16 protein-coding genes and 1 tRNA gene are annotated in these 26,262 nt (G+C 67.7%); 9 read left to right on the top strand and 8 right to left on the bottom strand.

The features are described from left to right. Positions 1-7: 7 nt before the first annotated feature. From OUQ99_RS22060 to OUQ99_RS22050, 3 genes are read right to left on the bottom strand one after another with little or no spacing between them, the layout of a single operon-like run. The gene (locus OUQ99_RS22060) at positions 8-3,223 is read right to left on the bottom strand and encodes a helicase-related protein (RefSeq protein WP_267945704.1); all 3,216 of its coding nucleotides are present in this window, start codon (positions 3,221-3,223) and stop codon (positions 8-10) included. Beyond that, positions 3,210-5,126, bottom strand: coding sequence for a UvrD-helicase domain-containing protein (locus OUQ99_RS22055; protein ID WP_267945703.1), 1,917 nt, complete (start codon positions 5,124-5,126; stop codon positions 3,210-3,212). Before OUQ99_RS22055 ends, OUQ99_RS22060 begins: the two co-directional genes overlap by 14 nt. Then, a complete protein-coding gene (locus OUQ99_RS22050) occupies positions 5,123-9,826 on the bottom strand; it encodes a DEAD/DEAH box helicase (protein ID WP_267945702.1) in 4,704 nt (1,567 codons plus the stop codon). The genes OUQ99_RS22055 and OUQ99_RS22050 overlap by 4 nt, the downstream gene beginning before the upstream one ends. A 479-nt stretch (positions 9,827-10,305) precedes the next feature. Here OUQ99_RS22050 and OUQ99_RS22045 point away from each other — a divergent pair, with 479 nt between their 5' ends. Genes OUQ99_RS22045 through OUQ99_RS22035 form a run of 3 tightly spaced genes read left to right on the top strand, consistent with a single transcriptional unit; the run spans position 10,306 to position 14,179 of the window. Further along, positions 10,306-12,366 carry a helix-turn-helix domain-containing protein gene (locus OUQ99_RS22045; protein WP_267945701.1) on the top strand — a complete coding sequence of 687 codons (2,061 nt, stop codon included), beginning with the start codon at positions 10,306-10,308 and terminating at the stop codon, positions 12,364-12,366. Beyond that, positions 12,363-13,328, top strand: a complete 966-nt coding sequence (locus tag OUQ99_RS22040) for a hypothetical protein (protein WP_267945700.1) — start codon at positions 12,363-12,365, stop codon at positions 13,326-13,328. The genes OUQ99_RS22045 and OUQ99_RS22040 overlap by 4 nt, the downstream gene beginning before the upstream one ends. Before the next feature lie 26 nt (positions 13,329-13,354). Beyond that, positions 13,355-14,179, top strand: coding sequence for a DUF6339 family protein (locus tag OUQ99_RS22035; RefSeq protein ID WP_267945699.1), 825 nt, complete (start codon positions 13,355-13,357; stop codon positions 14,177-14,179). Here OUQ99_RS22035 and OUQ99_RS22030 read toward each other — a convergent pair. Both OUQ99_RS22030 and OUQ99_RS22025 read right to left on the bottom strand, forming a co-directional pair. Then, a complete protein-coding gene (locus OUQ99_RS22030) occupies positions 14,163-15,359 on the bottom strand; it encodes a DNA cytosine methyltransferase (RefSeq protein WP_267945698.1) in 1,197 nt (398 codons plus the stop codon). The genes OUQ99_RS22035 and OUQ99_RS22030 overlap by 17 nt on opposite strands. Positions 15,360-15,440: 81 nt before the next feature. Beyond that, positions 15,441-16,424 (bottom strand): DNA cytosine methyltransferase, encoded by a 984-nt coding sequence (locus tag OUQ99_RS22025; RefSeq protein ID WP_267945697.1) that lies wholly within the window; start codon positions 16,422-16,424, stop codon positions 15,441-15,443. A 290-nt stretch (positions 16,425-16,714) separates the two neighbouring features. Between OUQ99_RS22025 and OUQ99_RS22020 the strand changes: the two genes are divergently transcribed. Then, complete coding sequence (locus OUQ99_RS22020) at positions 16,715-17,701, top strand: aldo/keto reductase (RefSeq protein WP_267945696.1); 987 nt, start codon at positions 16,715-16,717, stop codon at positions 17,699-17,701. 59 nt (positions 17,702-17,760) lie between these two features. Here OUQ99_RS22020 and OUQ99_RS22015 read toward each other — a convergent pair whose 3' ends face one another. Further along, complete coding sequence (locus OUQ99_RS22015) at positions 17,761-18,228, bottom strand: hemerythrin domain-containing protein (RefSeq protein WP_267945695.1); 468 nt, start codon at positions 18,226-18,228, stop codon at positions 17,761-17,763. A gap of 351 nt (positions 18,229-18,579) precedes the next feature. On the opposite strand from OUQ99_RS22015, the gene OUQ99_RS22010 reads away from it, so the two are divergent. From OUQ99_RS22010 to OUQ99_RS22000, 3 genes are all read left to right on the top strand, one after another. Beyond that, a tRNA-Pro gene (locus OUQ99_RS22010) sits at positions 18,580-18,653 on the top strand. Between the two features lie 447 nt (positions 18,654-19,100). Next, positions 19,101-20,795, top strand: coding sequence for a polyprenyl diphosphate synthase (gene uppS / locus OUQ99_RS22005; protein ID WP_267945694.1), 1,695 nt, complete (start codon positions 19,101-19,103; stop codon positions 20,793-20,795). Then, positions 20,795-21,430 carry an ABC transporter ATP-binding protein gene (locus OUQ99_RS22000; RefSeq protein ID WP_267945693.1) on the top strand — a complete coding sequence of 212 codons (636 nt, stop codon included), beginning with the start codon at positions 20,795-20,797 and terminating at the stop codon, positions 21,428-21,430. Before uppS ends, OUQ99_RS22000 begins: the two co-directional genes overlap by 1 nt. A 325-nt stretch (positions 21,431-21,755) precedes the next feature. Here OUQ99_RS22000 and OUQ99_RS21995 read toward each other — a convergent pair whose 3' ends face one another. Next, positions 21,756-22,445 carry a TetR/AcrR family transcriptional regulator gene (locus OUQ99_RS21995; RefSeq protein ID WP_267945692.1) on the bottom strand — a complete coding sequence of 230 codons (690 nt, stop codon included), beginning with the start codon at positions 22,443-22,445 and terminating at the stop codon, positions 21,756-21,758. A gap of 304 nt (positions 22,446-22,749) precedes the next feature. Between OUQ99_RS21995 and OUQ99_RS21990 the strand changes: the two genes are divergently transcribed. Further along, positions 22,750-24,243: an MFS transporter gene (locus tag OUQ99_RS21990; RefSeq protein WP_267945691.1), complete on the top strand. Its 1,494-nt coding sequence runs from the start codon at positions 22,750-22,752 to the stop codon at positions 24,241-24,243. Between the two features lie 358 nt (positions 24,244-24,601). Continuing rightward, entirely contained in the window at positions 24,602-25,609 is a 1,008-nt protein-coding gene (locus tag OUQ99_RS21985; protein ID WP_267945690.1) for an SDR family NAD(P)-dependent oxidoreductase, read from the top strand. 52 nt (positions 25,610-25,661) lie between these two features. Here the strand turns inward: OUQ99_RS21985 and OUQ99_RS21980 are convergent, their stop codons facing one another. Beyond that, positions 25,662-26,216, bottom strand: coding sequence for a TetR family transcriptional regulator (locus OUQ99_RS21980; protein WP_267945689.1), 555 nt, complete (start codon positions 26,214-26,216; stop codon positions 25,662-25,664). Positions 26,217-26,262: the final 46 nt, after the last annotated feature.

The following is a 26,262-nucleotide window of genomic DNA, read 5'->3' as shown; positions in this document are numbered from 1 at the left end:
GCCATGTTCAACGCTCCAGGTAGAGATCGGATTCGACGTCGACGTCGCGCATGCTCCACAAGGTCGGGAACGCGTCGTCCAGGTCCTCGTCGGAGTACGAGCACAACAGGGCGGTGTCGGGAGCGCGCTCCTTGCTGCGCTCGAACGTGTACGGAGCCTCGTAGACGAGGCCTCCGTTCCCCTTGGCGAGAAGACGCCACTCCTCGAAGAAGTGGTCGATGTCCTCCGCCGTCGCGGCGACTTCCTCCGAAGCGACATCCTTGACACGCAGCAGCACGAGTTCCCTGATCTGCTCCAGGCGCTCCTCGAAGTCCCCCACACGGGCCGCAGCGTCGTTGGCCCTGGCCTCGGGGTACAACAGACGGGCCATACCCACGAGCACGGCATGGAGAGCCCGGTCACGAGCCCTGGCGGAGAACGGTGTCACGCTGGTCGACTCGACCTGGCGGTAGAGAGCCGAGTGGTACGAGGTGAAGCTCTCGTAGTGAGACCGGTCCCGCGAACGTGCACCGTTGAACAGCGTCACCACGAGACCGGGATGGCGTCGTCCGACACGGCTGCTCGACTGGATGTACTCGGCCGTCGTCTGGGGCTGCCCCATGATCGTCATGAGCCCCAGACGGTCGATGTCCACGCCCACGGAGATCATGTTGGTGGCGAGGACGGTGTCGAAGGCGCCCTCCTCGGGGAAGGCACGGTTCAGATCCTGGAGCCTCTGAGGAATTTCGCTGGACGTGACCCGACTGGTGAGCTCCGACAGGAATTCCGCAGGGCGTGTTTCCTGATCATGGCGTTCGGCCAGGAGCTTGAGCCGGTCCTGTACATCGTCGTGTACCTGCAGTTCCGCCGCCGCCAGCAGCCGCAAACTGTTGAAGTACCCGACCAGGGTCCAGTAGGCGTCCCGGACCTTGTCGGTGCTCTTGATGGTGAAGGCGTGGTGCAGCAATGCCGCGTAGGACCGGACCAGCAGTGTCGCCTGACTGGTGGATGGGGTGAGCAGTCCGACGTACAGACGGGACGCCTTGTCCTTGGCGGGGGTCTCCACGGCGAACCACGAGTCACGGGAGTCGAGTCCGGCCGGCGGGAACTGGCGTACGTCACGGTTGAACAGTCCTCGGGCCTGGTCCCGGGCACGACGGATCGTCGCCGTGGAGGCGATGACCTTGGCCTGGTCCGCAGCGACGTCGACCGCGGTCTCGTACAGACCGGTCAGGCTTCCGAGGGGGCCCGAAATCAGGTGCAGTTCGTCCTGGACGATCAACTCCGGTGGCGGTGTCCCGTCATCGACGTCCCGGTTGAACAGGGCGGACACCTGGGGGCGCCAGGCGATCTGGGCGAACTTGTCGACCGTTGCGATGACCAGGGTCGGTCGGTGTGCGTAGATCACCTCGTCGACCACGTGGACGGGGAGCGCGTCATGGAAGTCGCACTCCTGGGAAGGGCAGAAGATCCGCATGTGTGCGGTGCTCGCGTCCGCCTCGTAGTGGTGGGCGTCCATAGGGGTGCCGCACCAGGGACAGGCGCGCAACTGGACGGGATCCTCCTCCTGGAGCGTCTTCCCTTCCCGCAGCTGCTTCAGGCTCGCCGCCGCGTCCTTGATGGTGTTGGGGGTGGCGGCCTTGCCCACCCACATACCGAGGGAGATCGTTTCTCCACCCAGTTCCCGAGGGGACAGGCGGCGCATGGTCTCCATCGAGCAGATCAGGGTGGCGGCACGTTCGAACTGCTGGAGGGTGAGTAGACGCAGTGTGTAACGCATGAGGGCGGTGACACCTCCACCCATCTCACCCAGGCGGCTCCGGCGCAGGAACACCGTGAAGGCGATGAGACCGAGGTAGGCCTCGGTCTTGCCACCGCCGGTGGGGAACCACAGCAGATCGGCGACCTTGCGGTCGTCGTGATCGGGATCGACGATGCCGTTCAGACACAGGAGCAGGAAGGCGATCTGGAAGGGACGCCAGCGGCCGTCGAGGACGGGTGCCCCGTGCCCGCCGGACCTGATCCAGTTGGTTCTGCCTCGCTGTAGGGCCATGGCCCGATTGGCACGACGGAATGCCGCTTCGACCTCCGGGTCCCTGCGCAACAGTTCGATACCGGCGGACATCCGGTCGCAGGCCTCCGAACAGAGATCGACCTGTGCCTGGGCTGCTCGACCGTACTCGGTGGCCTGGAGCAGGCGGGCCTCCTCCGCACGTTCGGCGATCCAACCCCGGTACCCCTTCACCAGGCGGCGCAGAGCTCCCACGACGTCGGTGTCGGCCGAGCTCAGACGGTCCATGTCCAGTTCCGAGGCATCGATCTCCGGGTTGGAGTCGGTCAACAGCACCTCGTAGGAAGGGACGAAGGCGGTGCGCACGCTCTCCACCGCCATGGGGACGCCGCGCAGCAGGCGCTCGTCACGCGGCGGTGGTGGGGTCCAGTCCCAGACGGTGGCACAACCGTGTCCGACGGCGAAATGGGGAGTGTGTCGATGGAGCAGCTTGTTGACGTGGATCTCCTCCTCGTCCGTACCCACAGGCACCGGGCGTTCGACCAGAGCGGGTGCGGAGACGTCCCCACCATGCACGGAGAGGGCCGGTTGGAAGAAGCAGTGGACGTCCTGGAGGTCGTAGGCGCCGATCGTGTGCGTGTTGAGCAGAGCAGCGGTGACGGCGACCGATCTGGGCGCCCCTTGCGTGGAACGGGCGGGGCGCACCTGTACACGAAGGCTCAGCCCCGGGACGATCTCCTCCGTCCACAGTTCCGGACGGGTCACGTCGACGTTCACGCCCTTCTCGGGCACGGGGATGCGGTGCCAACGCAGCTTCTGCTCGGCTGTCGAGCGGCGTTCGGCACGCTCGGCCTCCACGGGGTGCCCATCCGGGTCACGCGCTTCGTACACGGCAGCCGTAACCTTGACGACGACGGAGGAGGCCCGTTCCGGGTCGACGGCGAAGGTGAGACCCATCGACGAGGGATTCTGCATGTTCGCGGCCGCCACGCCGACATCGAGCACCTCGTCGACACCCGTGCGAGCCCCCGCCAGGTCGACGTCCTGCTCGGAGATGTTCTCCGGGACCTCTTCCCGCTTCGCACGCCTGGGGAAGAGCACGCCGGTCAGGTAGGTGGTGAGCGGGGCGTCGGAGAGCACCTCCTGGTCTCCGCCGACCGGTCCCAACAGGTCCCTCTGTAGTTGTTCGACCAGCTCGGACCGGAACACGTAGTGCTCATCATGTGCTGTCATCGTGGTTCTCCTCCTCGGGCTTGGGGTCGTACTCGAAAGTGCTCAGTCCCGTGAGACGAGGGGTGAGCCACACTCCGCGGGAGCCCAGGCCGGCTCGGAGACCGGCCGCCTCACTGCCTGCGGAAGCCTCGACGGAATCGATGCGCACGCCGGACAGCAGACATGGCCAGTTGCGTGGCTCGTAGCTGGGGCCGAGCTTCATGAAGTGGTACAGATCGCTCCGGAGACGGTCGGACAGCATGCCGATGGGGCGTTCCTGGTGCACCACCACGTAGTGAGGGCTCCTACCGGGTTCGTCGGAGTCGGGCAGCAGCCGTTCCAACCTCACCTCGTCCCCCTGTCGGACACCGGTGGCCAGGTACTCCTGCACCTTCTGAGGATCCTCGGTGAATCCGTGGGTCCCGGCGGGGAATTCGGTGCAGACGTCCCCGGCGTGCAGTTCCAGGCCCAACCGTGCCCATCGGCGGAACGAGTACCGTCCCCACCGGTCGAGCCCTGGTGCCGAGCGGACGAAGTACTGCTCGGGGGGATCCATGTGCAACAGCTCTTGGCGGGGCCGCGTCATCGCCACGTAGAGGAGCCGTGCCTCCTCCGCCACGTCGACGTGGCGCTCACGTTTCTTCCTGCCCCCCTTCTCGGACTTCTGCTCCCCGACCGGCAGACTTCCCGGATCGACCACGACCACCCGGTCGAACTCCAGCCCCTTGGCACGGTGGAAGGAGGAAACCACGAGGGAGGCGGGAGGCTGCGCCGTCAACTCGTCGGCCAACCTTCCGAGTGCCATGGCCGTTCTCAGACGTCCCATGTCGACGTTGCGAGCTCCGTCCCTGGCAGAACGTCGTAGGCCGAGCCACAGCGGTTCGACCTCGTCGACGGGAAGACCGTACGCGCTCACGACTTCCTCGAACCGGCTCCTGGTCAGGATCGAACCGTCGACCTTCCGGAAGAGGAAGGCCAACCACGCCGGGGCGCCACGGTCACGGGCCGAGCGTTGCAGTCGATGGTGCACCCCTCCCTGCCAGAGGGAGCCGGACAACAGGAGTGCCTGGCCGTTGGTACGGCACAGAACCGCGGTGGTGCCTTCATGGGATCCCAGGCTGAGAAAGCCGAACTCGTCCATGTCCAGGCTCAAGGTGGTGCGTAGGGAACCACGGAGCTCCTCGTGGATCCCCGGTCCGGCGACACGACCGGATTCGGCGTCGCGCCGCAGCTCCGGACCGTGTGGCAGGGCCAGCCCCGATTCTGCCGTGCACGCCCGGAAATTGGAGGTGAGGCGCAGCTCGATCAGGTCCTCGCCGAAAGTACGGCGTACCCAGGTGAAGAAGCGTCCTGTCTCCTGAGCACGTTGTTCGACGTCGGGAACCGTGAACCCGTAGATCGACTGGGCGGGATCACCGACCACGGTGAAACCGGGGTCGAACTCGTCCAGCAGGACCTCGACCATCTCCCGACGTGGCCCCACCAGATCCTGAACCTCGTCGATCACGACGTGGACCAGGTCCCCTCCGAGTTCCTCCTCGGCGAGACCGTCCTCGATCGCCCGGCGCGCTCCCTCGATACGTGCGTCGAAGGAGCGTTCCTCCCAACCGCCGCCGGCGTCGACCTTCATGAGCAGATCGAGTGCCCAGGAGTCGAAGGTCTGCGCGCGGACGTGACGGGCGGAGCCTCCGTGCGTGATCGTGCGGGCCCGTAGTTCACGGACCGCGGCCCGGGAGAAGGTGAGAACCAGGATTTCCCCGGGGCCCACCTCCTCCTCGGAGACGAGGAAGTCGAGCCGCCGGATCAGGGTGTGGGTCTTTCCCGCACCCGGGCCCGCGGTGACGAGTACCTGGGCATCGGCCGGCTGTTCCACCACCGCGCGCTGTTCGTCCGTCAGTTCGTCGAGAGGGTCGGATGCGTTCACTTCCGTCCCCACAGGTGTTCGAACTCGGTGAAGGCCAGCTTCTTGTCGTAGTTGGTCACGTTGTCGTGGACGTCGAGGATGCGACAGATCTCCTTGCCGCCGTTGAGCTTTCCGCGAAGACCACGGCCGATCATCTGTTGGTAGACGTTCGGGCTGTAGGTAGGTCGAGCCACGATCACGGTCTTCGTGGCGGGCGCGTCGAACCCCTGGGCCAGGACGCCGTAGTTGGTCAGGACCCGGATCTTGCGGTTGCGGTAGTCCTCGATGATGCGGCGCCGTTCGGACAGGGGGGTGGTCGAGTCGACGGCCTCCGCCCGGATGCCGTGTTTGTTGAGCCTTGCAGCCAGGAGTTTTGCGTGGTTGACCGACGTTGCGAACAACAGCACGGGCTCGTCGTCCGGGAGATCGCGGATCTCCTCGATCAGCATGGTGTTTCGGCTGTGGTCGTCGGCGATCCGCTTCTCCGCGGAGATCGGAAGTCGCCGCAGGAAGGAGCTCTTCTCCAGATCCTCCAGTTCCGTCTCGCTCAGCTCGATCGTGACACCGGTGAGCTCACGGTGCTCCACATGTGCCAACACGCCCAGGTTCTGCAGCTCGGTGTAGGGGTCACCGTCGAAGATCCCCTCGTCCAGGCGTATTCCGCCATAACGTTGAACGAGTCGCTGCGTCTCCTCCTCGTTGAATCCGCGGAACGGTGTCGCGGTCAGGCCGATCAACGGTCGTTCCGAGGAGCGATGGGTGATGCCCAACAGCTTCAACAGTTCGGTGTAGCGAGGGGTGATGGAGGTGTGTGCCTCGTCGATCAGCACCAGGGCGGCATCACGCAGCCAGGCGTACTCCGCCGTGTGCAGACACTTCTCCAACTTTGCGTCCGTGGCGACCACCAGGTGGGGGTTCTCCGACACGGGAGCGGCCTCGTTCGATTCACGCAGGCGACTGATCGTCAGAGGACTGTCCGGGCCAACCTTCGACCACACGAACTGCCAGCTCTGCACGGCCTGCTCGCACAGCTCGCTGGTCTGAGCGATCCACAGCACGGGGCGGCCACCCAGCCCTTGTGCCTTGATGACCCGGATGACGGCTTCCGCTGCGACACGGGTCTTGCCGGCGCCCGTGGGCAGACACAGCATCGCCTTGCCCGCCTTGTACCTGGTGAGCCGGTCGAACATCTTGGCTGCCAGTTTTTCCTGGTAGTCGTGCAGACGAGGGAACTCGCGAGGGCCATCGACGGTCTCTGTGGCGGGCAGACGTGGTTCCTTCGTGCCGGCGTAGTTCTGGGGTAGTCCGAGCTGGTTGACCACCTGTAGGGACCTGTTGTCCCCATTGAAACCACAGGCGACGTCGGGAACGTTGGCCTCGATGTCCTTGCGGTAGTGCCGCATCACCGAGACTCCGTAGGAGTCCACCGCCAGCTGGGCGATCTCCCGGTGGGCGGCTTCCCCGTTCTGTTCGATGTTCTCCGATTCGAGCAGACCTTGGGGCAGTCCTGCCTTGATGGCCTCCACATCAGCCAGTTCCAGCAGTTTGTCGGCGACGTTCGGAGCCTTGCGGGCGCGTTCCAGTCGTTCGTTCTTCTTCTTTTTCTCCCGCTGATCGAGGATCTGACGGCATCGATTCGGCCCGAGGCCGAGGCCGAGTTCGACATCGATCGCGTTGAGCACTGACAGATCGTCATCGGGGTCCAGGACCAGGACGGAACGATCGAGCACCGCCGATTCGAGTTCGGTGGTGTTCATCCCCTTGGGTGTGCGCACGATCTGTTGCAGTTCGCCGCAACGCACGATCGACCAACCGTCCACCTGGGCACGATGGGACAGCCTCAGGTGAGGAAACTCCTCGAGGATCAGGTTCGGTTCGGACTGGGCGACATGACGTATCTCTTTCTGGATGACGTCGTCGGGGGAGGCCATTCCCCAGTCCCGGCGCATCACCTCGGCGGTCTCCGCGTCCGGTACCAGTAGGGCTGGGAGCGACTCACGGATCAGGGACTCGTACTCGGCACGGTCGGACGTGACGGCGATGTCCGCGTCCTCGTACTCGCTGCTCCACCCGGCGCCCACCCGGCAACGTGTGGGCAGCCCCTCGGGCCAGTCGGCTCCTGCTTCGACCAGCAGGGCGTACACCTTTCCGGGAAAGACGTCGTCCTCGCTCAGTGCCGCTTCCTCGACGAGTTTTTTCCAGAAGCGGGTACCGATGGCTTCCAGGGTGTCGGGCAACTTCAGCGCCTCTGCCACGGCCGAGGGGACCTCGGAGACCGGAAGCACGTCATGGTGCACCCGGAGCTGCGGGCCCACGGAGTCCGACAGGGCGCGTAGTCCACGGGAGGTTCGGAGGTGGCCGTGTCTGTGTGCCATCCACCTCAGTGGGGAGACGACCGCTTTCACGGTGGAGCTGCTCCGGCCCACCCGAAGTGTCCAGCTGGTGACCAGTCCCAGGCGGGGGAGGGCCTGCAGGAAGGAGGCGCTTCCCTCCTCGGAGAGCTCGGTCAGGAAGTGCAGGGGGCCCGCAGGAGGCGCGCCCTCGAAGTGCATGGAATCCAACTTGGGCCTTCGCTCCGACGAGGGAAGACTGCGGCAGTAGCGCTCCCAGATGGTCTTCACGTAGGCGTCGTACCACCCCTCACCGCTCTGGGGCCTCACCTTCTCGACGGGGCCGTCGAGCAGTCCCAGGTCACCGAGGATCACACGATCAGGTCCGTGGAAGTCCAGGTCGACCGCCACGTGGGCATCTCGGGAACCGTCACGAGGAACCACGGGGCCGGGGAGGAGGCAGTTCCGGATCGGTCGGAAGCGGCCGGCCACCGTACGAACCCTGAACTGTCGGTAGGTGTCGATCTCCGCGGAACGGATCGCCGCGAGGGTGTCGGCCGGTCCGGCTTTTCGGGACAGTTCCCACAGGGCGGTCCACCTGGCGTCGTCGTAGTCCGAAAAGCCCTTCGTCAGGACGGAGGCGAATCTGCCGGCTGCGTCCGCTTCGTGGATCCCGAGCTCGTCGAGGGCGCGTTGTACTTCACCGTCCGTGATGACTCGTTCGTCGACGTAGGTCATCCGATCGGTCAGGTTGTCCGAGTCGCTGCTGCGACGGAAGACATTGGGGGAGGGGGCGACCAATTGGTGATCCTCGGTCAGGACGATCCTGGCCTTGAGTGCCTCCTCCGCGAGAGAGGTGTGCCCCTCCTCCGCGAAGGGGGAGTGGTGACGTCGAATGTCCGCCACGATACGGATGGCTGTCCGTGACGACTCGGGGGCGTGGTCCGCGACGAGCGCTTCGAGCCAATCCACGATCGAGGCGGTCTCGAGCTTGGCGGAGGCCAGAATTCTTTCGGCACTCTGCCTGCGATGAGCGGTGTTCTCCACCGAATGGTGGCACCAGTCCGTCGGACGGCCGGGGTACTGTGCCCACAGGTCGAGCCACTTCTTCTGCAGGCGCGCGGGATGGAGCCGCACGGCCTCCGGAAGGCCGAAGCGACCGTCCTGGTCCGGCAGGGTGGGGCTCACCGCGGCATGTTTCCAGATCGCATCCACGAGGTCCGTGGCGGCGAACTGGGGCTCTTCACGACCACGTGCCGGCACGAAGTCCAGGTATGTGCACGGGTCGTCGGAATGCGACAGCTTTTCCAACGACTCCACCACCAGCCTGGCGGAGACACGAATCAGCTCACGGTTGAACTCGTTCCCGTCGTACAGATTCTGACGATCCTCGCTTGTCTTCCAAGGGGCGTTGAGGATGCCACGCAGCGTGGTGGTGAAGTTCGTGGGGAAGAAGGCCCAGAACTGCCCGAGCTGTCCTCGTCCCTTTCTTTCCGGGACGGCCCAGGAGACATCGATCTCAGGGCGGTCGTGCAGTTCCCCGGCCTCACCGATCGCATGGGGGGAGGGGCGGTGTCTCCTGGTGAAGACCCGCCACCTGTCGACCGTTTCCGTTGTGGAGTTCCCCACGCCGCTACGGATCTGCAGAACTCGGGTGTCGCCGTCGATCTGCTGGGAGATGTGGCGTATACGTGGAGCGGTGCCACGCCGATCTTCGAGCACGACGGATCCCACATGTGGAGAGAACAGGGGGAACTCCACGGGAAACGCGTCGAGATCCTTGCCCAGGCGCGTGGCCTTTCCGGGTTTCAAGGGAAGACGGACCACGGTGGTGGCCCAATCCAGGAGCTCGGCCAGGACCGGATCGTCCTGCATCTCCTGCCCCGGCTCGAGGGGGCGGGCCATACGGAGAACAGGAATCTCCTCGATGTCGGCCCACACCGACCGGATCTCCTGTTCGGCCCACTCGCGGGAGAAACCGAAGCTCCTGCCCTGCTCCCGGCTGAAGAACTGAGGAGTGTCGGTGACACTCAGAACGGACTTGACGCCGACGCCGAAGCGACCGATCTGCCCACCCCGCTTGCGGGACACCCCCATGCGGAGAATGGTGTCGGCGCCTTCCGGAGCCATGGGGCTGCCCTGATTGGCACAGTAAAGGTGCCCCTCGGTCAGGATGACGGAGACCCTGCCGCCGGGCTGGGCAAGGAGTTCGTCGGCTCCGTTCTGCACCAATTCGTAGATCTGTCGATCACCATAACCACCCTGGGTGATGCGGCGTTCGCTGTTGGCGTGCTCCTGGATGAGACCCCGGTCGATACGGTAGGTCTCCAGAACTCGCCGAGACTGTTCCATGACCAGTTGTAGAACGGAGTTGCTCTCTGGCGTTCTCATGTGTGTGCTTTTCTTTTTCGAATGCACGACTTCAGGGCGAGGCGGGGGTCGACCGATGTGCGCATGAAGATGGCAGGGGGGAGGGGCGAAGAAAGAAGAGTGCTCACTCTGTCGAGGGGCGATCAGGTCGTTGGTGCTTCACTTCTGGGGGATGGTCGGGTGGTTCTCCGATTTCGGCGTCCACGGGAAAAGGGTACAGTTCACCCCTGGATTGAAGCGCGATTTTTCGACTTCGCCGACGTTGAAGTAATCGGGAGTATGGCACGGGCTCGAGGGTGTGGCAAGTCCGAAGGTGGTTCGGGGCGGCGCCGATCGGTGTCGGGTGGTACAGCAGTGCAATATGTCCTTTTTGGGACTCTTGGGGTCGTCTCTCCATAGAAGAGTCTCCCCTGGGGCATGTCAAGCTTGATTTGACAGTTGGTGGCACGTCAAAGGATGCTTGGGGTGAGGCTTCCGGAGACCTCGAGGACGGAGCGCAGATGACGGTGGACGAAGGAGAACCCTTCGGTGTGTGGCTGGGACGCCAGCTGCGTCGGAGAGGCGTCAGCCAGGCGGAACTGGCCAAGGAGCTGGATGTCACCCGCGCCGCGGTTTCGGCATGGATCACGGGACGGGCCGAACCGCGCCTGGAGAAGATCGAGCTGATCGAGCGGTTCCTGGGGTTGTCGTCGGGAGCTTCCGTGACGCGTGCGGAGCTCTCCGACTCGGCCGACTCCCTCGGGTGGTACCACCGTCCCGCCCACAGGGACGGAGGCAGGGAGCTGGGTAACGCGGCAGCCTACGCCTTCGACTCGGACCTTGCCGTCCTCGCTCGTGAGGCCACCCAGAACAGTCTGGACGAGAGGTTCGACCCCGAGCGTCCGGTCCGGGTCCGCTACGTTCTGCACGAGCTCACGGGGGAGAGGCTGCACCGCTTCCTGAAGGCTCTCCACTGGGACGACCTGAGGGATCACCTTCACGCCGCCGCCGATCCCCTTCGTAAGACGGGGAGGATCCTGCGCAACGGCCTTCAGGACCTTGCGGAGAAGGACAGTCTGGTTCTCCTGAGGATCGACGACTACAACGCCTCCGGGCTGACCGGACCGGAGTACGGCGACGGGCGCTTCGCGGCGGTGGTTCGCCGGCAGCTCGACAGTCACAAGAGCACGACGGCCGGTGGTTCCTTCGGACTGGGCAAGGCCACCTTGTGGGCGTCCAGTCGGTTCGGGCTGGTGATGATGCACAGCACCCTCTCCGAAACGTACGAGGGGCAACGGGAGCGTCGTCTGATCGGGCGTCTGGATCTGCCCTGGCACGAACTCGGAGATCAGCAGTACGCGGGGCCCGCATGGCTCGGTGTGCCGGACCGAGAACGTGACGGAACGTCGCGTTCCTGGTGGGCGGACGAACGCACGGTCGAGGAGCTGTACCTCTCCCGAGGTAGCGACGAACCAGGCACCTCCTTCCTGGTGGTGGGCGCCTACGACGCGGCCACGGAGGGCGGAGACCTCGAGACGATGCACGAGAACCTGGTGCGTGGTGTCGCCGACAACTTCTGGGCCTCCATGATCGCCGGACGCGACTCGGCACCCATGCTGGAGGCGACCGTGGAATCCCTTCGCAACACGACAACTGTGCGACCCGAGGAGAGGGTCGACCCGCACCGTCACCAGCCTTCCAGGTCACGAGCGGTCCGAGCCTTCCTGAACGGCGAGACGGTGGAGAGGATCACCGATGCGGAAGCCGTACTCCAGAAGACCGTCCCGCTCACGGTGCCACCCCTCAAGGGCCGCAGGGAGGCGTTCGAGCACGAGGCCGTACTGCTGGTCACCCCCATGGCGGACGGAGAGGAAGAGCGCCCCAACCGCCTGGTGTGCATGCGAGGCACCCGCATGATCGTCATGGACAGGGCCGTGGGTGAAGTCGTGGGGACCCCACCGTTCCAGGCCGTTCTTCTTGCCGGTCTCGCGGTGGGTGAATCGGAGGAGAACGCCGCGGCGGAGGCTTTCCTCCGTACGGCCGAACCTCCCGACCACAACGACTGGAAACAGACGGACGACCTGACGGCCACCTATGCCCGTGGCGCGGCCACACGTCTTCGTGAGTTCCGCCAGGCGATGATCACCATGGCGCGTGCGGCGGCGCGTCCTTCGGAAGGCCCTCCCGACGAGGTCCCGGAGGCGCTGCGGGGACTGCTGGACCTGGACCCGCCCCAACCCAACCCGGCGCCGAAGCACCCCACCGTCAAGAGTCTCACCGGGGAGGTGAGACCCGACGGTGCATGGCAGATCCGGGCCGTTGTGCGGCTCCCCGAAGGTGTGGATCCATGGATCATGCGGCCCGCCCTACGTTTCGGAACCCTCTCGGGTGGTGGGCTCCCCGCCGGCTGGGCCGAACTCGAGCCAGAGTCCGGCTGCGAGGTCGTCGAAGGCAGGTTGCGGTTCACACCGGGCGCGCGCACCGCTGCCTTCCGGGGGGTGTCGGACGTGGCCAGCCACCCTGTGGCGGCCAACCTGGCCATCGCCGAAGTGGATCTGGTGAGGGGAGAGAGCGCACCGTGAAACGACTGTTTCCTTACGCGGTTCTGGCGGGTGAGGTCGGCCTGGAGGTTCTCCGCGCCAGACTCGACGACGTGCCGATCGAGTTCTCCATGATCTCCGCGGCACAGCGGACCGTCGCACTTCACGAAGTGGAACGGGAGCGCTGGGGGACAGCCACTCTCACGGTGAGGGTGCGTCTGCCGAAGCGCGAGCTCGCGGACGGACCTTGGACGAACGTGGCTTGTGCAGCGATCGTGTCCGAACGCCGCACCAACGTTCGCGCACATGTCCCGCTCGAGCAGGACGAGCCCGGTGTCTGGCTGGGTGAGGTGACCCTGCACAGAGAACGTCACGTGAACAAGGCCGAATTGATCGCCCAGGTGAGCGCAACGGTCGATGAGATCGACAGTCGTCTCATCGGCAGGAGCGAGGCATCATGGACCATCGATCTCCTGGCGACCACACCCACCAAGAAGGATGGTATTCGCACGGAGTGGGTGGACTTCGGTGGGGAAGGAGCTGTTCACCTCGATCTCTTCCGCAGTGATCCGTGGTTCGTGGAAGCTGTCGGGGAGGAACCGACCTTGTACCTCAACAAGCGCTTCGAGGGAATCGAAGCGATCTTGAGGAGCGACAGGGCCGTGGACCGACCGGCGCAGAACGCTCTGGCCTCGCAGATCGCTCAAGAGGTGTGGACCGTGCTGTTCACCTCCGTGATCAGAGGGCTTCCCAAGGATGATCAGGGACGCCCCGAATGGCCGGGAGGGTGGCAGGAGAGCACGCTGAGGAAGATGCTCCCCGATGTCCTTCCCGATTACTCGCTCACCGATGCGCTGGCGGAGATCGTTGCCCGAGAGGACGGGGCTGGGGGGGACCTCCACGCGCGCGTGGCGCACGCCGCCGCGGTGCAGGCCCGGCGCACACGTCATCTGGGCAACTTCCTTCGTGCGTTTCGCAGGAAGGCCCAGGAAGAAGAACAGTGATTTCGCCTCCCGAAAATCTGATGTCGTTGTCCAACGAAGCCGCGACGAGGCATCTGACAGAAGCCGTGCTCCAGGGGCGCGTACCGATTCCGGCCAAGGGCTTGGACAGGTCGGTACGTATTCACCCCAGTATGGAACCACGCTCCATCGACCCGATACGTGAATTGATCGATGAAGCTCGCAAGCGTTTCGATGACGCTCCGACGGAGGCCGATGCCTGGTTGGCGCCTCGGCTCCATTCCGTGCTGCGGTTCACACGGGCCGAGGCGGCTGACAGCGGCCTGTGGAACCATCTCGCGTTGCGGGTCGCACCCGACCATGTTTTCTGGCGTCACCTCGGGAAGGCCACACAGAAAAAACCTGTGCCCATGGTGAGCAGGAGCCGTTTTATCGGACCGTTCCACACCCAGGCCTTCGCACGGCTGTGGTGGGCTGCGGAACTCTTCCGGGACGGCTATGACTACGATCCCGTCGTGGTCGCCTGCGGAAACCAAGATGTTCTCAACACGGCCCTGCGTATGTCCATCGTGTTGCACCGACCCACGGCCCAGGCTCTCCTGCGGCTGGTGAAGGACGGAACGGCGGGTGCCGGCCGCGAGGCCAATGCCCTGGCCAAGGCGGTGAACGCTGTGGCGAGCACGCTCTCGCTCGAGACGCTCGCTCCGGACGCGGAGCCGGACACGGACGCCTATCGGTTCTGGGTCGGTGGAAGAGAGGACTCACTCATCCTCTTCGACTCCCTGCCCGACGGACCGGACGACGGGCGGGCTCCGCTCGACTCCGTGAATCGGCTCGAAGGTGTCTTCCGGAGGATCTGTACCGAGGTTCCCGCTGTCACGAAGAGCGGGTGATCATCAGATAGGCGTGCACCTGTTGGGCGATGGCACGAGCAAGCCCGACAGGGACCGCGTTGCCGATCTGGCGAGCGATCTGTGTCTTGCTACCGCACCACAAGAAGTCCTCGGGGAATCCCTGGAAGAGAGCTGCCTCGTAGTGGGTGATCGGTCGGTGTGCCCACGGATGGAGGTAGCGTCCCTTCTCCGGTTTGTAGAACTCGGTGCGAATGGTGACCGAGGGGCGGTCGAGGTGCAGTCGACCCATGACGTCCCCCGTGCCGCTGCGGTGGTTGAGCCAGCTCTCGGTCGACAGGTGCGGCGGAATGTCGTGGCGATTTCCCCCCGGGGGTATCTTCTCGTACCTGTCGAGGGAAAGTTTGATCGGTTTGCGCCCTATGTGCAACTGGTCGGTACGGAACGGGCCTGGCATGTCTTTTCCGAGGAGGTTGATGCGCCCGGGTGGTAGTTCTGTGCCCTCGGGTTTCACCAAACTCTTCGGTGCGTGTGGAGTTCCGAAGATGTTCTGCACCGTTTCCCATGGTTTGATGCTCTCCCACAGGTCCGGTTCGGGGTTTTTTGCATGGGTGGGTTCAGGGTGTTGCAGGGGGGACTTCTGTGGATGCAGGTCCATGACATCTCGGCGTGTCGCCAGGACAATGGTTCGTTTGCGAGCCTGGGGAACGCCGTAGTCCGCTGCCACAAGGTGCTTGCGTTCGAGAACATAGTTTTCGAGCGCCCCTTTTTCGGCGACCGCGGATTCCAGCTCGGCGTACTCGGGGGACTTGAGGAAACGGTCGACGTTCTCGATCACGAAGACCTTGGGTTGAAGTTTGCCGACCACCCTGATGTATTCACGCCAGAGCTGGTTGCGTGGATCATCGGGGTCCTGTTTCCCCAGGGCGGAGAATCCTTGGCACGGAGGCCCGCCCAGGATCACGTCGACATCGTCTCGGAGGTCCCCGGGATTCCAGTCCTCGATACCGGTGTTGAAGACGTGCTCGCTCCCGCCTGCCTCCGAGGCGAAGTTGGCCGCGTAGGTGGTCGCCGCGGCCTCGTCGATCTCCACCGCTCCCAGGGTACGGAACGGTGATTCCGTACGGCCGGCAGGAACGAACTCGCGGAACCCCTGAGTGAGGCCACCACAGCCCGCGAACAGGTCGACGATCGTTATCTTCTCGGGCAGGGCAGGGGTCATACGGATACCTTAGCGATCTTCGGACGAGCAGGCGTGTTCGGAAGGGTGTGAGGGATCTCGACCCCCGCTCCCCTCCTGGGTTCAGTGGTCGAGCGCTGCTCGGATCGACTTTCCCAGCGCCGCTCCGAGGGGAGGTGGGAACGCCTGCCCGACCTGACGGTACCGGGCGGTCTTACGGCCGGCGAACTGCCAGTCGGACGGAAATCCCTGGAGGAGAGCCACCTGCTCCACCGTCAGTTTGGGCAGTCCTCGGTGCCCGTGTGTTCCCTCACCCTGTCTCATCACGAAGTCCGGCCCCGGAACGTCGTCACCGATGCTCGCGCCGTTGACACCCAGGCGGGCCCAGATCTTCTTCGTGCGCGTGGGACCCAGATCGGCGCCGCCCCTCTCCTTGGACCCGCCCACGATCGTCGGTGCCACCTCGTTCGCCAGAAGGCTCCAATCATGTGCCTCCTGCCACCCACGGCTCGCCATCGACGAGCCCAGGACCTCCCCCACGGTGGCTGCCTTGCCCGTGGACGAGGGCCAGGAGAAGTGGTCCATGTCCTCAGGTCTCATGGCCACGAGAACGCCGTGTTCGCGACGTTGGGGAACTCCGAAGTCCTGTGCGTCGAGAACGTGCCACACGCACACGTAGCCGCAGTGCTTCAGCTCCTCCTCGACGGAGTCACGGAGCTCGGCGAACTTGGGCGACTTCACCAGGTGGGGGACGTTCTCCAGCATGATGGCCCGGGGTTGGACCTCCGTCGCCAGCCAGACGGTTGCCTTGAGCAGGTCGTCACGCTCACTCGTGGCCTGGCGCTGTTGCCCTGCCACCGAGTAGGGAATGCGTGGAAGACCACCTGCCAGCAGATCGACGTTCAGGACCTGGGGATATTCGTGTCCCACGAAATCTCGTAGGTCTGTCTCGACGACATCCCATTGTGGTCGGTTCAGAAACAGGGAGGCGCATGCGTGAGGATCGGTGTCGAGAAGGAGCGTCGGATCGAAGCCTGCTTGTTCCAGGCCGAGAGCCTGGCCACCGGCTCCGGCGCAGATGTCCAGACTTCTGAACCTTTTTTCCATGGCTCCCCTGTTGTGTGTCCGAGGGTGGCGCGCAACATCGTCCACCGATCGGTACATGTATCGATTCGGATGGCGCCTTCTCACGGTACCTGTGCGCGCCGACCTTTCGGTGTGCAAGGGTGCTTTTCCAGAGGAAGAAAACTGCGCGAGAGTCGTGACGTGTTGTCTGCGGATCCGGCTCCCGTGGGTTAGACAGGTTCCCCGCGCAGCACGCACGCCGGCTCCGGCGAGGGATGGCGAGGGCCGCAGCGTTCGAGAGTTGTCCGTGGGCACACGGAGAAGGGGAGCGCATGGGGACGACCAGGCTGGGACGCTCGCGGGTGGAGGTCGGCGCGCTCGGGTTCGGCGCCGTGGGGATCGGCAACGGCATGGACCGGGCGGTGACGGAGGAGGCCGCCCACGATGCCGTGCGGGCGGCGTGGGACGCGGGGGTGCGGTACTTCGACACCGCCCCGCACTACGGGCTGGGCCTCTCCGAGCGGAGGCTGGGACGCGCGCTGGCCGGCCTGCCCCGGGACCGGTACACCGTGTCGACCAAGGTCGGCAGGCTGCTGGAGCCGTCCCCGAACCGGAGCGGGGAACGCGACGACCACGGTTTCGACGTCCCCGCCACGCACACCCGCCGGTGGGACTTCAGCGCGGACGGAGTGCTGCGGTCACTGGAGGGGAGCCTGGAGCGGCTCGGCCTGGACCGGGTCGACCTGGTCCTGCTCCACGACCCCGACGACCACTGGGAACAGGCCGTGGGCGAGGCCTACCCCGCGCTGCACGAGCTGCGCGACCAGGGGGTGGTCGGCGCGATCGGCGCGGGCATGAACCAGGCCGGGATGCTGGAGCGCTTCGCGGTGGAGACCGACGTGGACGCGGTGCTGCTCGCCGGGAGGTACACGCTCCTGGACCGGTCGGCGGCGGCCACGATGCTCCCGGCCTGCCGGCGCGCCGGGGTGTCGGTGATCGCGGCCGGTGTGTTCAACAGCGGAGTGCTCGCCACGGACGAACCCGTCGAGGGCGCGACCTACGACTACGCGGCGGCGTCGCCGGAGGTGCGCTCCCGGGCCGCCGCGATCGCCGGGGTCGCCCGCCGCCACGGGGTGTCCCTGCCGGGCGCGGCGATGGCGTTCGCGGCCCGGCACCCGGCGGTGGCCACCGTCCTCGTGGGCGCGCGGTCGGCGGAGCAGGCCCGGCGCAACGCCGACCTGTTCGCCCGGCCGGTGCCGGACGCGCTGTGGGCGGACCTGGTGGGGGAGGGGCTGCTCGGGGAGGAGGACCTCGGCTGACATCCATTGGAGCATCCCGGCGGCGGGACGGGCCCGTGCCGTCGGGCCTTCCCGGGAGCTCAGGCGAGGGGGCCCAGCAGGGTCCGCCTGTCCAGCCCCTCGCCGGTGAGCTCGTCGAGGACGCCGGTGATCTGCTTCTCCTCGTACCGGAAGTGGGTCTCCATGACCGCCTCGATCCCGTCGAGGTGGCGCAGCTGCTCCTCGGAGCCGTGCCCGGAGTCCACGGCCTTCTGCAGGCCGGCGATGAGGTACTCGATCATGCTGTGGTCCTGCTTGAGTTTGGCGACGACGGGCGCGAGGTCGGGGCGGCGCTCCAGGAGGAGGGGGAAGAGGGCGGCGTCCTCGCTCGTGTGGTGGCCGTTCAGGGCGGTGCAGAACCCGAGGCAGAAGAGCCGGAGGTCGCGGGAGACGGACTCGGCCCCCGCGCCGTCGGTGATGGCCTCGCGGGCCACCTCCAGGGCGTCGCGCAGCCTCTGGTGGACGACTCGGAGCTCCCGCCCCCAGGCGTGTGCCCTCTGCTCGGTCAATGCGTGGCTCCAGGTGTCGGGGACGGAGGAACGCCCGCGGCGGTTGCCGTGGGCGCGGCGCGCCGGCGTCCCGCGGAAGGCCCGGGAGCGCGAAACGCCCCACGGTACCGCGCGGAGCCGACGTCCCCGCGAGCTCTGCGAGGAGCCACCGCAGAGGCTCCGCCGCCGGGGTCCGGCAGGGACACTGAAAGCTGCCGCACCCCGCTCCCGGCGGGGCGCGCGACCGGTCCACCGGGTCGCGACCGCCCACGGACGAGGGCCGTCCGAAAGGTGTGGGCGGTTCGAGAGCACTGCCGGATGCGCTACAGTTTTACCTGTTGGCGGGACCGGAGACGGCGCCCGCCCAGCGGCCGGGACGTAGCGCAGTTTGGTAGCGCACTTGACTGGGGGTCAAGGGGTCGTGGGTTCAAATCCCGCCGTCCCGACAGAGAAGTAGCGGGTCATGAGAGGGTCCACCATCAGGTGGGCCCTTTTTTGCGCGCTCGGTGGGGTTGAACCGGGCCAGGTGGGCCGTTGGCCCACGTTGGCGTGTACTGAGTGTGCTGGAGCCGTTTTCCTGGATTCTCAGGCCATGGTGCCCGGTCTCTTCCCCTCGAACTCCACGGGTCTCAGCCAGCCGATCGACGAGTGTCGGCGCTGCCGGTTGTGGAAGATCTCCAGGCACTCGAAGACCGCGTTCGCCGGATCCAGCCGGGTCCGTCCCCTGCGCCGGTCCAGCAGTTCGAAGCGGGCACGGAAACCATTATGCTACTCAGCGTGCATATTCAAATCCCCTCGGTGTTGGCCAGGGTGTGGACACAGGCGGTCCCTCTCGCGGGAAACGGTTCACGGGTGCGAGGGCATACTCCCGCGCTCACCGCGGAGGAACAGCGATGAGCGGGTACATGAGGACGGGCCCCCTGCTGATCGCGGAGCGGGGCGCCGACACCGGTCTGGCGCGCGCCTTCGAGGTCTGTCGCAGGATCCACACGGGTGCGGACCATCTCTCTCCGCAGGTCGTCGATCTGCTGCCCGTCCACAAGCGCCCCTATGCGCACGCGCTGGCCGCCTTCGGGCTGTGGGCTGATCGGCTGGCCGACGAAGGGGAGGTCTCCGAGCGTGGATCGGCCCTGGCCCGTTTCCGCGCCGACACCCTGGCCGCGCTGGCCGGCGGACCCGGCGCACCCGTTCGCCTGTCGCCGGTCCAGCGCGCCATGGTCCACACGGTGCGGGCGTGGGACATGTCCGTGCCGGTGCTGGAGGAGCTTCTCGCCACACTTGAACAGGACAGTCGCAGGCCGCCCGACTTTCCCGGCTTCGCCGACCTGCGCGGCTACATGCGCGGTACGGCCGGCACCGTCGCTGAGTTGTTCGGCACCGTGTTGGAGCCGGTCCGGGAGGACGCCCCGGAACTCATGTCGCTGCTGGGGGAAGTCTTCCAGTACGTCGACATCCTCCACGACCTGCCCGAAGACCTTGAACAGGGCCGCTGCTACCTGCCCCGTCAGGACCTGGAGCGACTCGGCCTGGACGCGGACGACCTGATCGGTGTGCGCGGCACGGACGCCTATCGGAAACTGATCGCACGACAGGTGCAACGGGCACGCGGACTGCTGGACCAGGGGCAGGGGGTGGTCGATGCCATGCACCCTTCCAGCCGTCCCTTCCTCGCGACCACGGTGGCCGGGCTGCGAACGGGCCTGGACGAGTGCGAGTACCTTCCGGCGGACCCGCCGGGCGCCTCACCGCGAACAGCCGTTCCCGCCCGTTTGTCACAAACCCGAGAGACACCTGTCGGAGTCCTGCCGGTCGTCCCCGAGCTGCGGCAACGGCAGCCCCCGGTCCCGTCCCCGGACCCCGGGGGTCCTCCCGCCGCGGTCCCCGAGCACGTGGCCGTGATCATGGACGGTAACCGGCGGTGGGCCCGGGCGCTCGGGCTGGCTCCCGTGGAAGGGCACACGGCAGGGGAGGAGGCGATGTACCGCCTGGTGGACGCCGCCGGGGATCTGGGCATCAAGTACGTGACCACCTTCGCCTTCTCCACGGAGAACTGGTCGCGCTCTCCCGAAGAAGTGTCCTCTCTGCTCAGGGCGTTCACCCGGCGCGTTTCGGGGGTGGCCGGGCGCCTGCACGCCCGGGGCGTTCGGATGCGCTGGTACGGCCGCCGCAGCAGGGTCGGGGCAGTACTCCGCGAACGGCTGGAGTGGGCTGAGGAGCTGACGTCGGGCAACAGCGGGACGACCTTCACGTTCTGCCTGGACTACGGAGGCCGCCAGGAGATGGTGGACGCGCTCAAACGCACGGTGGCCGAGGCGCTCTCGGGGCGGCTGGACCCGACACGCCTGACGGAGTCCGACCTCGCCGAGTACCTCTACGATCCCGGCCTGCCCGATGTGGACCTCCTGATCAGGACCGCCGGCGAGCAGCGCATCAGCAACTTCCTGCCCTGGCACACCGCCTACGCCGAGATCGTCTTCGAGGACGCTCTCTGGCCCGACTTCGACCGCTCCCACCTGGTGCGCGCCGTCGACGCCTACGCGGGACGGCGCAGGAGCTTCGGCGGTACCCTGATCGGGAAGAGCGTCTGATGCTGCACGTGGCGGACGTGCACAAGGCCTTCGGGACGAGGCGTGTCCTGCGCGGAGTGAGCCTGCGGGCCGCGCCCGGAGAGCTGGTGGGGGTCGTCGGCGAGAACGGAGCGGGCAAGACCACCCTGCTGCGGATCCTGTCCGGTGAACTCGCGCCCGATTCCGGCCGGGTGCGGGTCGAGGGCCGAATCGGCTACTGCCCCCAGCGCCCGGTGACCAACCCGGAGCTGACTGTGGATCAGCATCTGCGCTACTTCGCCGTCGCCTACCGGTTGCGCAGTCTGGACCGGGCACGCGCCCTCATCGCCCGCCTCGGGTTCGAGCAGTACGGTGCCACCCCGGCCCGGCACCTGAGTGGCGGAACACGGCAGAAGCTGAACCTGGTCCTGTCCCTCATGCACGACCCGGCCGTCCTCCTGCTGGATGAGCCCTACCAGGGCTTCGACTGGGAGACCTACCTGCGGTTCTGGGAGATTTCTGCGGAACTGCAGGCCCAAGGGCGCGCCATCGTGGTCATCTCCCACCTGGCCCACGACGTCGACCGGGCGGTGTTCGGAGTGGTCGCCCTGGGGGCATTCGCCGCACGCACGCGTGACCGCACACCCCAGAGGGTGGGCGGGCCACCCGGAATCTGAGCGGTCCTGGTGGGGCTGACGGTGCCCCTCCATGACTGTTCCCGCCGTCTGGTGGCCCGGACCCTGCGTCCTGGCCAGGTTCTTCCTGTTGCTGAGCGACTGTCCCCGGCCCCCTGCGGCTTGGTTCGGCTTGACGGGGGCAAGGGGGTCGTGGGTTCACATCCCGCCGTGCCGACAGAGAACTAGCAGGTCGGTGAAGGGTCCGCCTGGGGGTGGACCCTTTCTGCGTCCCCGGGGGAGAGGGCGTGTGCGGACGTGCGTGACGCCGCGCAGAGCCCGGGTAACAGCGTCCCCTCGGGCGGCAGCCGCCAGGGACCCCGGGCGGTCAGCGGGCGCGGTCGCCCGTGGCGCTCGGCTCCGGACGGGCGGAGGGGGCGGTGACGGGGGCCAGCCACAGGCCGGTGAGCGCGTCGGTCAGGCCGGTGGCGGCCTCGTGCCAGGAGCCCCTGGGGGTGGGCTCGCCCCCGGCGAGGGCCCGCTCGTGCTCGGCGAAGGTGTGCACGATGAGGTGGCGGGCCATGTCCTGGCGTTCGCGGCGCACGGGCGCGGGCAGGTCGGGCAGGCACCTGCGCAGTTCCTCCCCGGTGCGCACCAGCGAGGGTGATTCCATGGCCTCCCGGGAGACGATCCCCCGGAAGGCGGGGTCGGCCAGCGCCTGGGCGCTGAAGCGCCCGTACCAGGAGGGCGTGCCCAGGTCGTCCAGGTGCTGGGCCAGGGGCTCGACCATGCACGCCACCCAGTCCCTGACCTCGGAGGAGCCGTCGACCCGTGCCACCATGCGGCGCCGCACGTCCTCGACGGGCCCGGTGCGGCGGCGCACGATCGCGCGCACGAGTCCCTCCTTGGAGCCGAAGTGGTAGGTGACGGCGGTGTTGTTGCCCTGTCCGGCCTCCTGGCCGATCTGGCGGTTGGACACCCCCGCCATGCCGTGTTCCGCGAACAGCCGTTCCGCCGCCGACAGGATCGTCTCCCGCGTCGCCGCCACCCGCTCCGACCTCGCCACCCTGCCGCTCATGCCGACCACCGTACCGATTTCCGCGCGGGGCGGTTCACCCGTGTCGTCGGGGCGGGACCCCGTTCCCCGGTCCGGGGCCGGCCCCCGTTCCCGGGGCCGCGCCCCTCGGACGCGTACGTGTGTGCGGGTCGTGCCCGACCCCGGTGGGAGCGGGCGCCGGAGCCGTCGGCGTTTTCCTCGCTGATATGGCCTCCCTCACTCCCGCCGGGCGTGGAGTCGGCCCGGTACGTCCTGTTAGTCTAAGTCATGCGCCTGACTTAAAAGTCGGCGCTTTCGCGTGTCCGAATACGGGGGTTCCTGCTCGATGACCGATGCCCGCACCAGCCCATCCGAAGCGCGGACGCCCGCGCGCCCTCCCGCCCGGCCGAACGTGGTCATCTGCGTCCTCGCCTTCAGCGGCATCGTCGTCTCGCTCATGCAGACCCTGGTCATCCCCCTCGTTCCCGTGCTGCCGGGCTTCCTCGGGGCGACCCCCGGGGACACGACGTGGGCGATCACCGCCACACTGCTCGCCGCCGCGGTCGCCACCCCCACGGTGGGCCGCCTGGGCGACATGTACGGCAAACGCCCCATGCTGGTCCTCAGCCTGGCGGTCCTCGTGGTCGGCTCGGTGTTCTGCGCCCTCGCCGACAGCCTGGTGCCGATGGTCGTGGGCCGCGCCCTCCAGGGGCTGGCGGCCGGGGTCATCCCGCTGGGCATCAGCATCATGCGCGACGAGCTGCCCCCCGAACGCCTGGGCGGGGCGACCGCGGTGATGAGCGCGTCCCTGGGGGTGGGCGGTGCGCTCGGTCTGCCCGCCGCGGCGTTCCTCGCCCAGACCGCGGACTGGCACACGCTGTTCTGGGTCGCCGCGGCGCTGGCCGGCGCCGCCGCCGTCCTGGTGCGCACGCTCGTCCCGGACTCGGGGGTCCGCGCGGGGGGCAGGTTCGACCTGCCCGGATCGGTCGGCCTGTCCGTGGCACTGCTCCTGCTCCTGCTGGCCGTGTCCAAGGGCTCGGACTGGGGCTGGGGCAGCGGCGTTCCCGGGGCGATGCTCGCCGCCGCGGCCGTGGTGCTCCTGGTGTGGGGCTGGTGGGAGCTGCGCGCCCCGCACCCCCTGGTCGACCTGCGCACCAGCGTGCGCCGCCAGGTCCTGCTCACCAACACCGCCTCCCTGGTGTTCGGGTTCTCCATGTTCGCCATGTCCCTGGTCGTTCCGCAGCTGCTCCAGCTGCCCGAGGCCACCGGGTACGGGTTCGGGCAGACGATCCTGGTCGCGGGGCTGGTGATGGCCCCGAACGGGCTGGTCATGATGGTGATGGCGCCGCTCTCCGCGCGCCTGTCCCGCGCCATGGGCCCGAAGACGACCCTGATGTGCGGCGCGCTCCTGGTCGCGGTCGGCTACGGCCTGAGCCTGCTGCTCATGTCCGGCATCTGGCAGCTCATGATCGCCTCCACCGTCATCGGCGCCGGTGTGGGCCTGGCCTACGGCGCCATGCCCGCGCTGGTCATGGCGGCTGTGCCGCGGTCCGAGACGGCCGCGGCCAACAGCCTCAACACCCTCATGCGCTCCATCGGCACCTCCGTGGCCAGCGCCGTCACCGGCATGGTCCTGACCAGCATGACCCTGCCGGTGGGCGGCCAGGACCTCCCGTCGCAGGGCGCCTTCACCCTGGTCCTGGGCATCGGCGGGCTCGCCGCCCTCACCGCCTTCGCCATCGCCGCGTTCCTGCCCGGGCGCCGGAAGCCCTCGGCGGAAGACCCGCCCGCGTCCGGAACCGCGGAGCCCGTCGGCGCCGCGGCCACCCGGGGCGCCTGACCGGTGCGCGCCCGGGGCCGTCCGTCCCGGGCGGTCCAGGGTGCGGGGGATCCCCGGGCCGGCCCCTCCCGGCCGTCCGCTCCCGCCCGTTCACGCACCCGCCCCGCTCCGCGCGTGTCCCTCACGGCCCTCCGTGCGGGACACGCGCGGTCGTCGTCGGGCCCCGTGGCGGGGGCGGGCCTTCGGCGGGGCGAGCCCTCCTCCCGCCCTGGTGAGAGCAGGGTCGCAGCCCCGCCCGGGTCGCGTGCTCCTTCCGTCGCTTAGGGTGGCATGGGTGTCAACTAAGTTGACAGCAGGGTCGTGGAAGGCACGGCCCACACGAGCGGCGGGATCGGCACCCCGCCGGCGAGGAGGAGACATGACCGCGAACGGTACGCCCATCACCGCCGGGAACACGGTGGAGGAGTGGCTCGCGCACCCCGCGGGAGGGCCGGTCCTGCGCGAACTGCTGGAGGGGTCGGGACAGGACGCGGACGCGCTGCGCCCCGTCGGCAAGCTCTCGCTGGCCAAACTCGTCGAGATCGCCGGCGACCGGTTCCCGCAGGAGCTCGTCGACGAGCTCGTGCTCCGCGCCAACGGCGGGGTCGCCCCCGTCGTCGAGGAGGAGCCGCAGGCGTCCGCGACCGGTGCGCGGTTCGCCGGACGCACGGTCGTGGTCACCGGAGCGGGCTCGGGGATCGGCCGCGCCACCGCCGCGCGGATCGTGCGCGAGGGCGGCCGGGTGATCGCCGTGGACATCGCGCAGGACCGCCTCCGGTCCCTGGTCGACGCCTCGCCCGAGGACACGGTCGTGCCCGTCGCCGCCGACATCACCGGTGACGAGGACGTGGCGCGGATCGTCGAGGCGGCGGGCGGGCGCGTCGACGGCCTGGCCAACGTCGCCGGCATCATGGACGACATGTCGCCCCTGCACGAGGTGAGCGACCGGACCTGGGAACGCGTCTTCGCGGTCAACGTCGACGGCACCTTCAAGCTCTCGCGCGCGGTGGTCCCGGCCATGCTCGCCGCGGGGCGGGGCGCGATCGTCAACGTCGCCTCCGAGGCGGCGCTGCGCGGCAACGCGGCGGGGATCGCCTACACGGCCTCCAAGCACGCCGTCGTCGGCATCACGCGCAGCTCGGCGTTCATGTACGGACCGCACGGGGTCAGGGTCAACGCGGTGGCCCCGGGACCCGTGGCCACGGGGATCGAGGCGACCTTCGGCTCGGAGTTCGGCAAGGCCCGCATCGGTGAGTTCATGCGGCTCATCCCGCAGGTGGCCGACGCGGACAAGCTCGCCGCGTCGATCACCTGGCTGCTCAGCGACGACAGCGACAACGTCAACGGCGTCGTGCTCGCCTCCGACGGGGGCTGGTCCGTCCAGTGACGGACGCCGGCGCCCGGTCCCCGCGAGGAGGGGGCCGGGCGCCGGGACGCGTTCAGTCCCCGGGGGTGATGAGCTCCTGGAGGAGGGCGCCGTAACGCGCCACGATCTCCCCGTGGTCGGCGTCGGCCAGCTCCTCGTCGCCGACGACCCAGAGGCTGTAGAGCAGGCCGCCGACGAGTGCGGCGGCCAGGCGGGCACGGAGCAGGGCGTCGGGGCCGGAGAGGCGTTCGGCCAGCGGACGCACGAACGCCGTCTCGTGGGCCTCGTGCAGGCGCGACCCCACGGTGCTGGCGTCGCTGGCCCGGATCAGCGCGAGGTAGATGCCGCGCGTGTGGTCGTCCACCGTCAGGATGTAGTCGACGAACCGCGTCCCGAGCGTCTCGATCGGCCCGCCCAGGAAGGGCGTCCGGTCGGAGCCGATCCGGACGGTCTCCAGGAACAGCCGCTCCTTGGTGCCGAAGTGGCGGATGACCAGGGCGGGGTCCACCTCCGCCGCCGCGGCGATCTCGCGGACCGAGGTCCGGGAGTAGCCCTGTTCGACGAACAGGTGGGCCGCGGCGGCGGCGATGGCGTCGCGTGTGGGGATCTCGGGGTCGCGTCGGGGCACCGTGCGATTCTAGGGCGTGTCCGGCGGGCGACCGGCCCGCCGCGGG

The sequence above is a fragment of the Streptomonospora nanhaiensis genome, from assembly GCF_026642255.1.
Taxonomy (GTDB): Bacteria; Actinomycetota; Actinomycetes; order Streptosporangiales; family Streptosporangiaceae; genus Nocardiopsis; species Nocardiopsis tropica.
The sequence above is the reverse complement of the archived record's forward strand: the minus strand, read 5'-3'. Positions and strand labels throughout refer to the sequence as shown.

Bases quoted from the DNA above. Each gene is read 5' to 3' on its own strand.
- OUQ99_RS22060 (WP_267945704.1), bottom strand. From the start codon at position 3,223: ATGACAGCACATGATGAGCACTACGTGTTCCGGTCCGAGCTGGTCGAA.
- OUQ99_RS22050 (WP_267945702.1), bottom strand. From the start codon at position 9,826: ATGAGAACGCCAGAGAGCAACTCCGTTCTACAACTGGTCATGGAACAG.
- OUQ99_RS22045 (WP_267945701.1), top strand. From the start codon at position 10,306: ATGACGGTGGACGAAGGAGAACCCTTCGGTGTGTGGCTGGGACGCCAG.
- OUQ99_RS22030 (WP_267945698.1), bottom strand. From the start codon at position 15,359: ATGACCCCTGCCCTGCCCGAGAAGATAACGATCGTCGACCTGTTCGCG.
- OUQ99_RS22025 (WP_267945697.1), bottom strand. From the start codon at position 16,424: ATGGAAAAAAGGTTCAGAAGTCTGGACATCTGCGCCGGAGCCGGTGGC.
- OUQ99_RS22020 (WP_267945696.1), top strand. From the start codon at position 16,715: ATGGGGACGACCAGGCTGGGACGCTCGCGGGTGGAGGTCGGCGCGCTC.
- uppS (WP_267945694.1), top strand. From the start codon at position 19,101: ATGAGCGGGTACATGAGGACGGGCCCCCTGCTGATCGCGGAGCGGGGC.
- OUQ99_RS22000 (WP_267945693.1), top strand. From the start codon at position 20,795: ATGCTGCACGTGGCGGACGTGCACAAGGCCTTCGGGACGAGGCGTGTC.
- OUQ99_RS21995 (WP_267945692.1), bottom strand. From the start codon at position 22,445: ATGAGCGGCAGGGTGGCGAGGTCGGAGCGGGTGGCGGCGACGCGGGAG.
- OUQ99_RS21990 (WP_267945691.1), top strand. From the start codon at position 22,750: ATGACCGATGCCCGCACCAGCCCATCCGAAGCGCGGACGCCCGCGCGC.
- OUQ99_RS21985 (WP_267945690.1), top strand. From the start codon at position 24,602: ATGACCGCGAACGGTACGCCCATCACCGCCGGGAACACGGTGGAGGAG.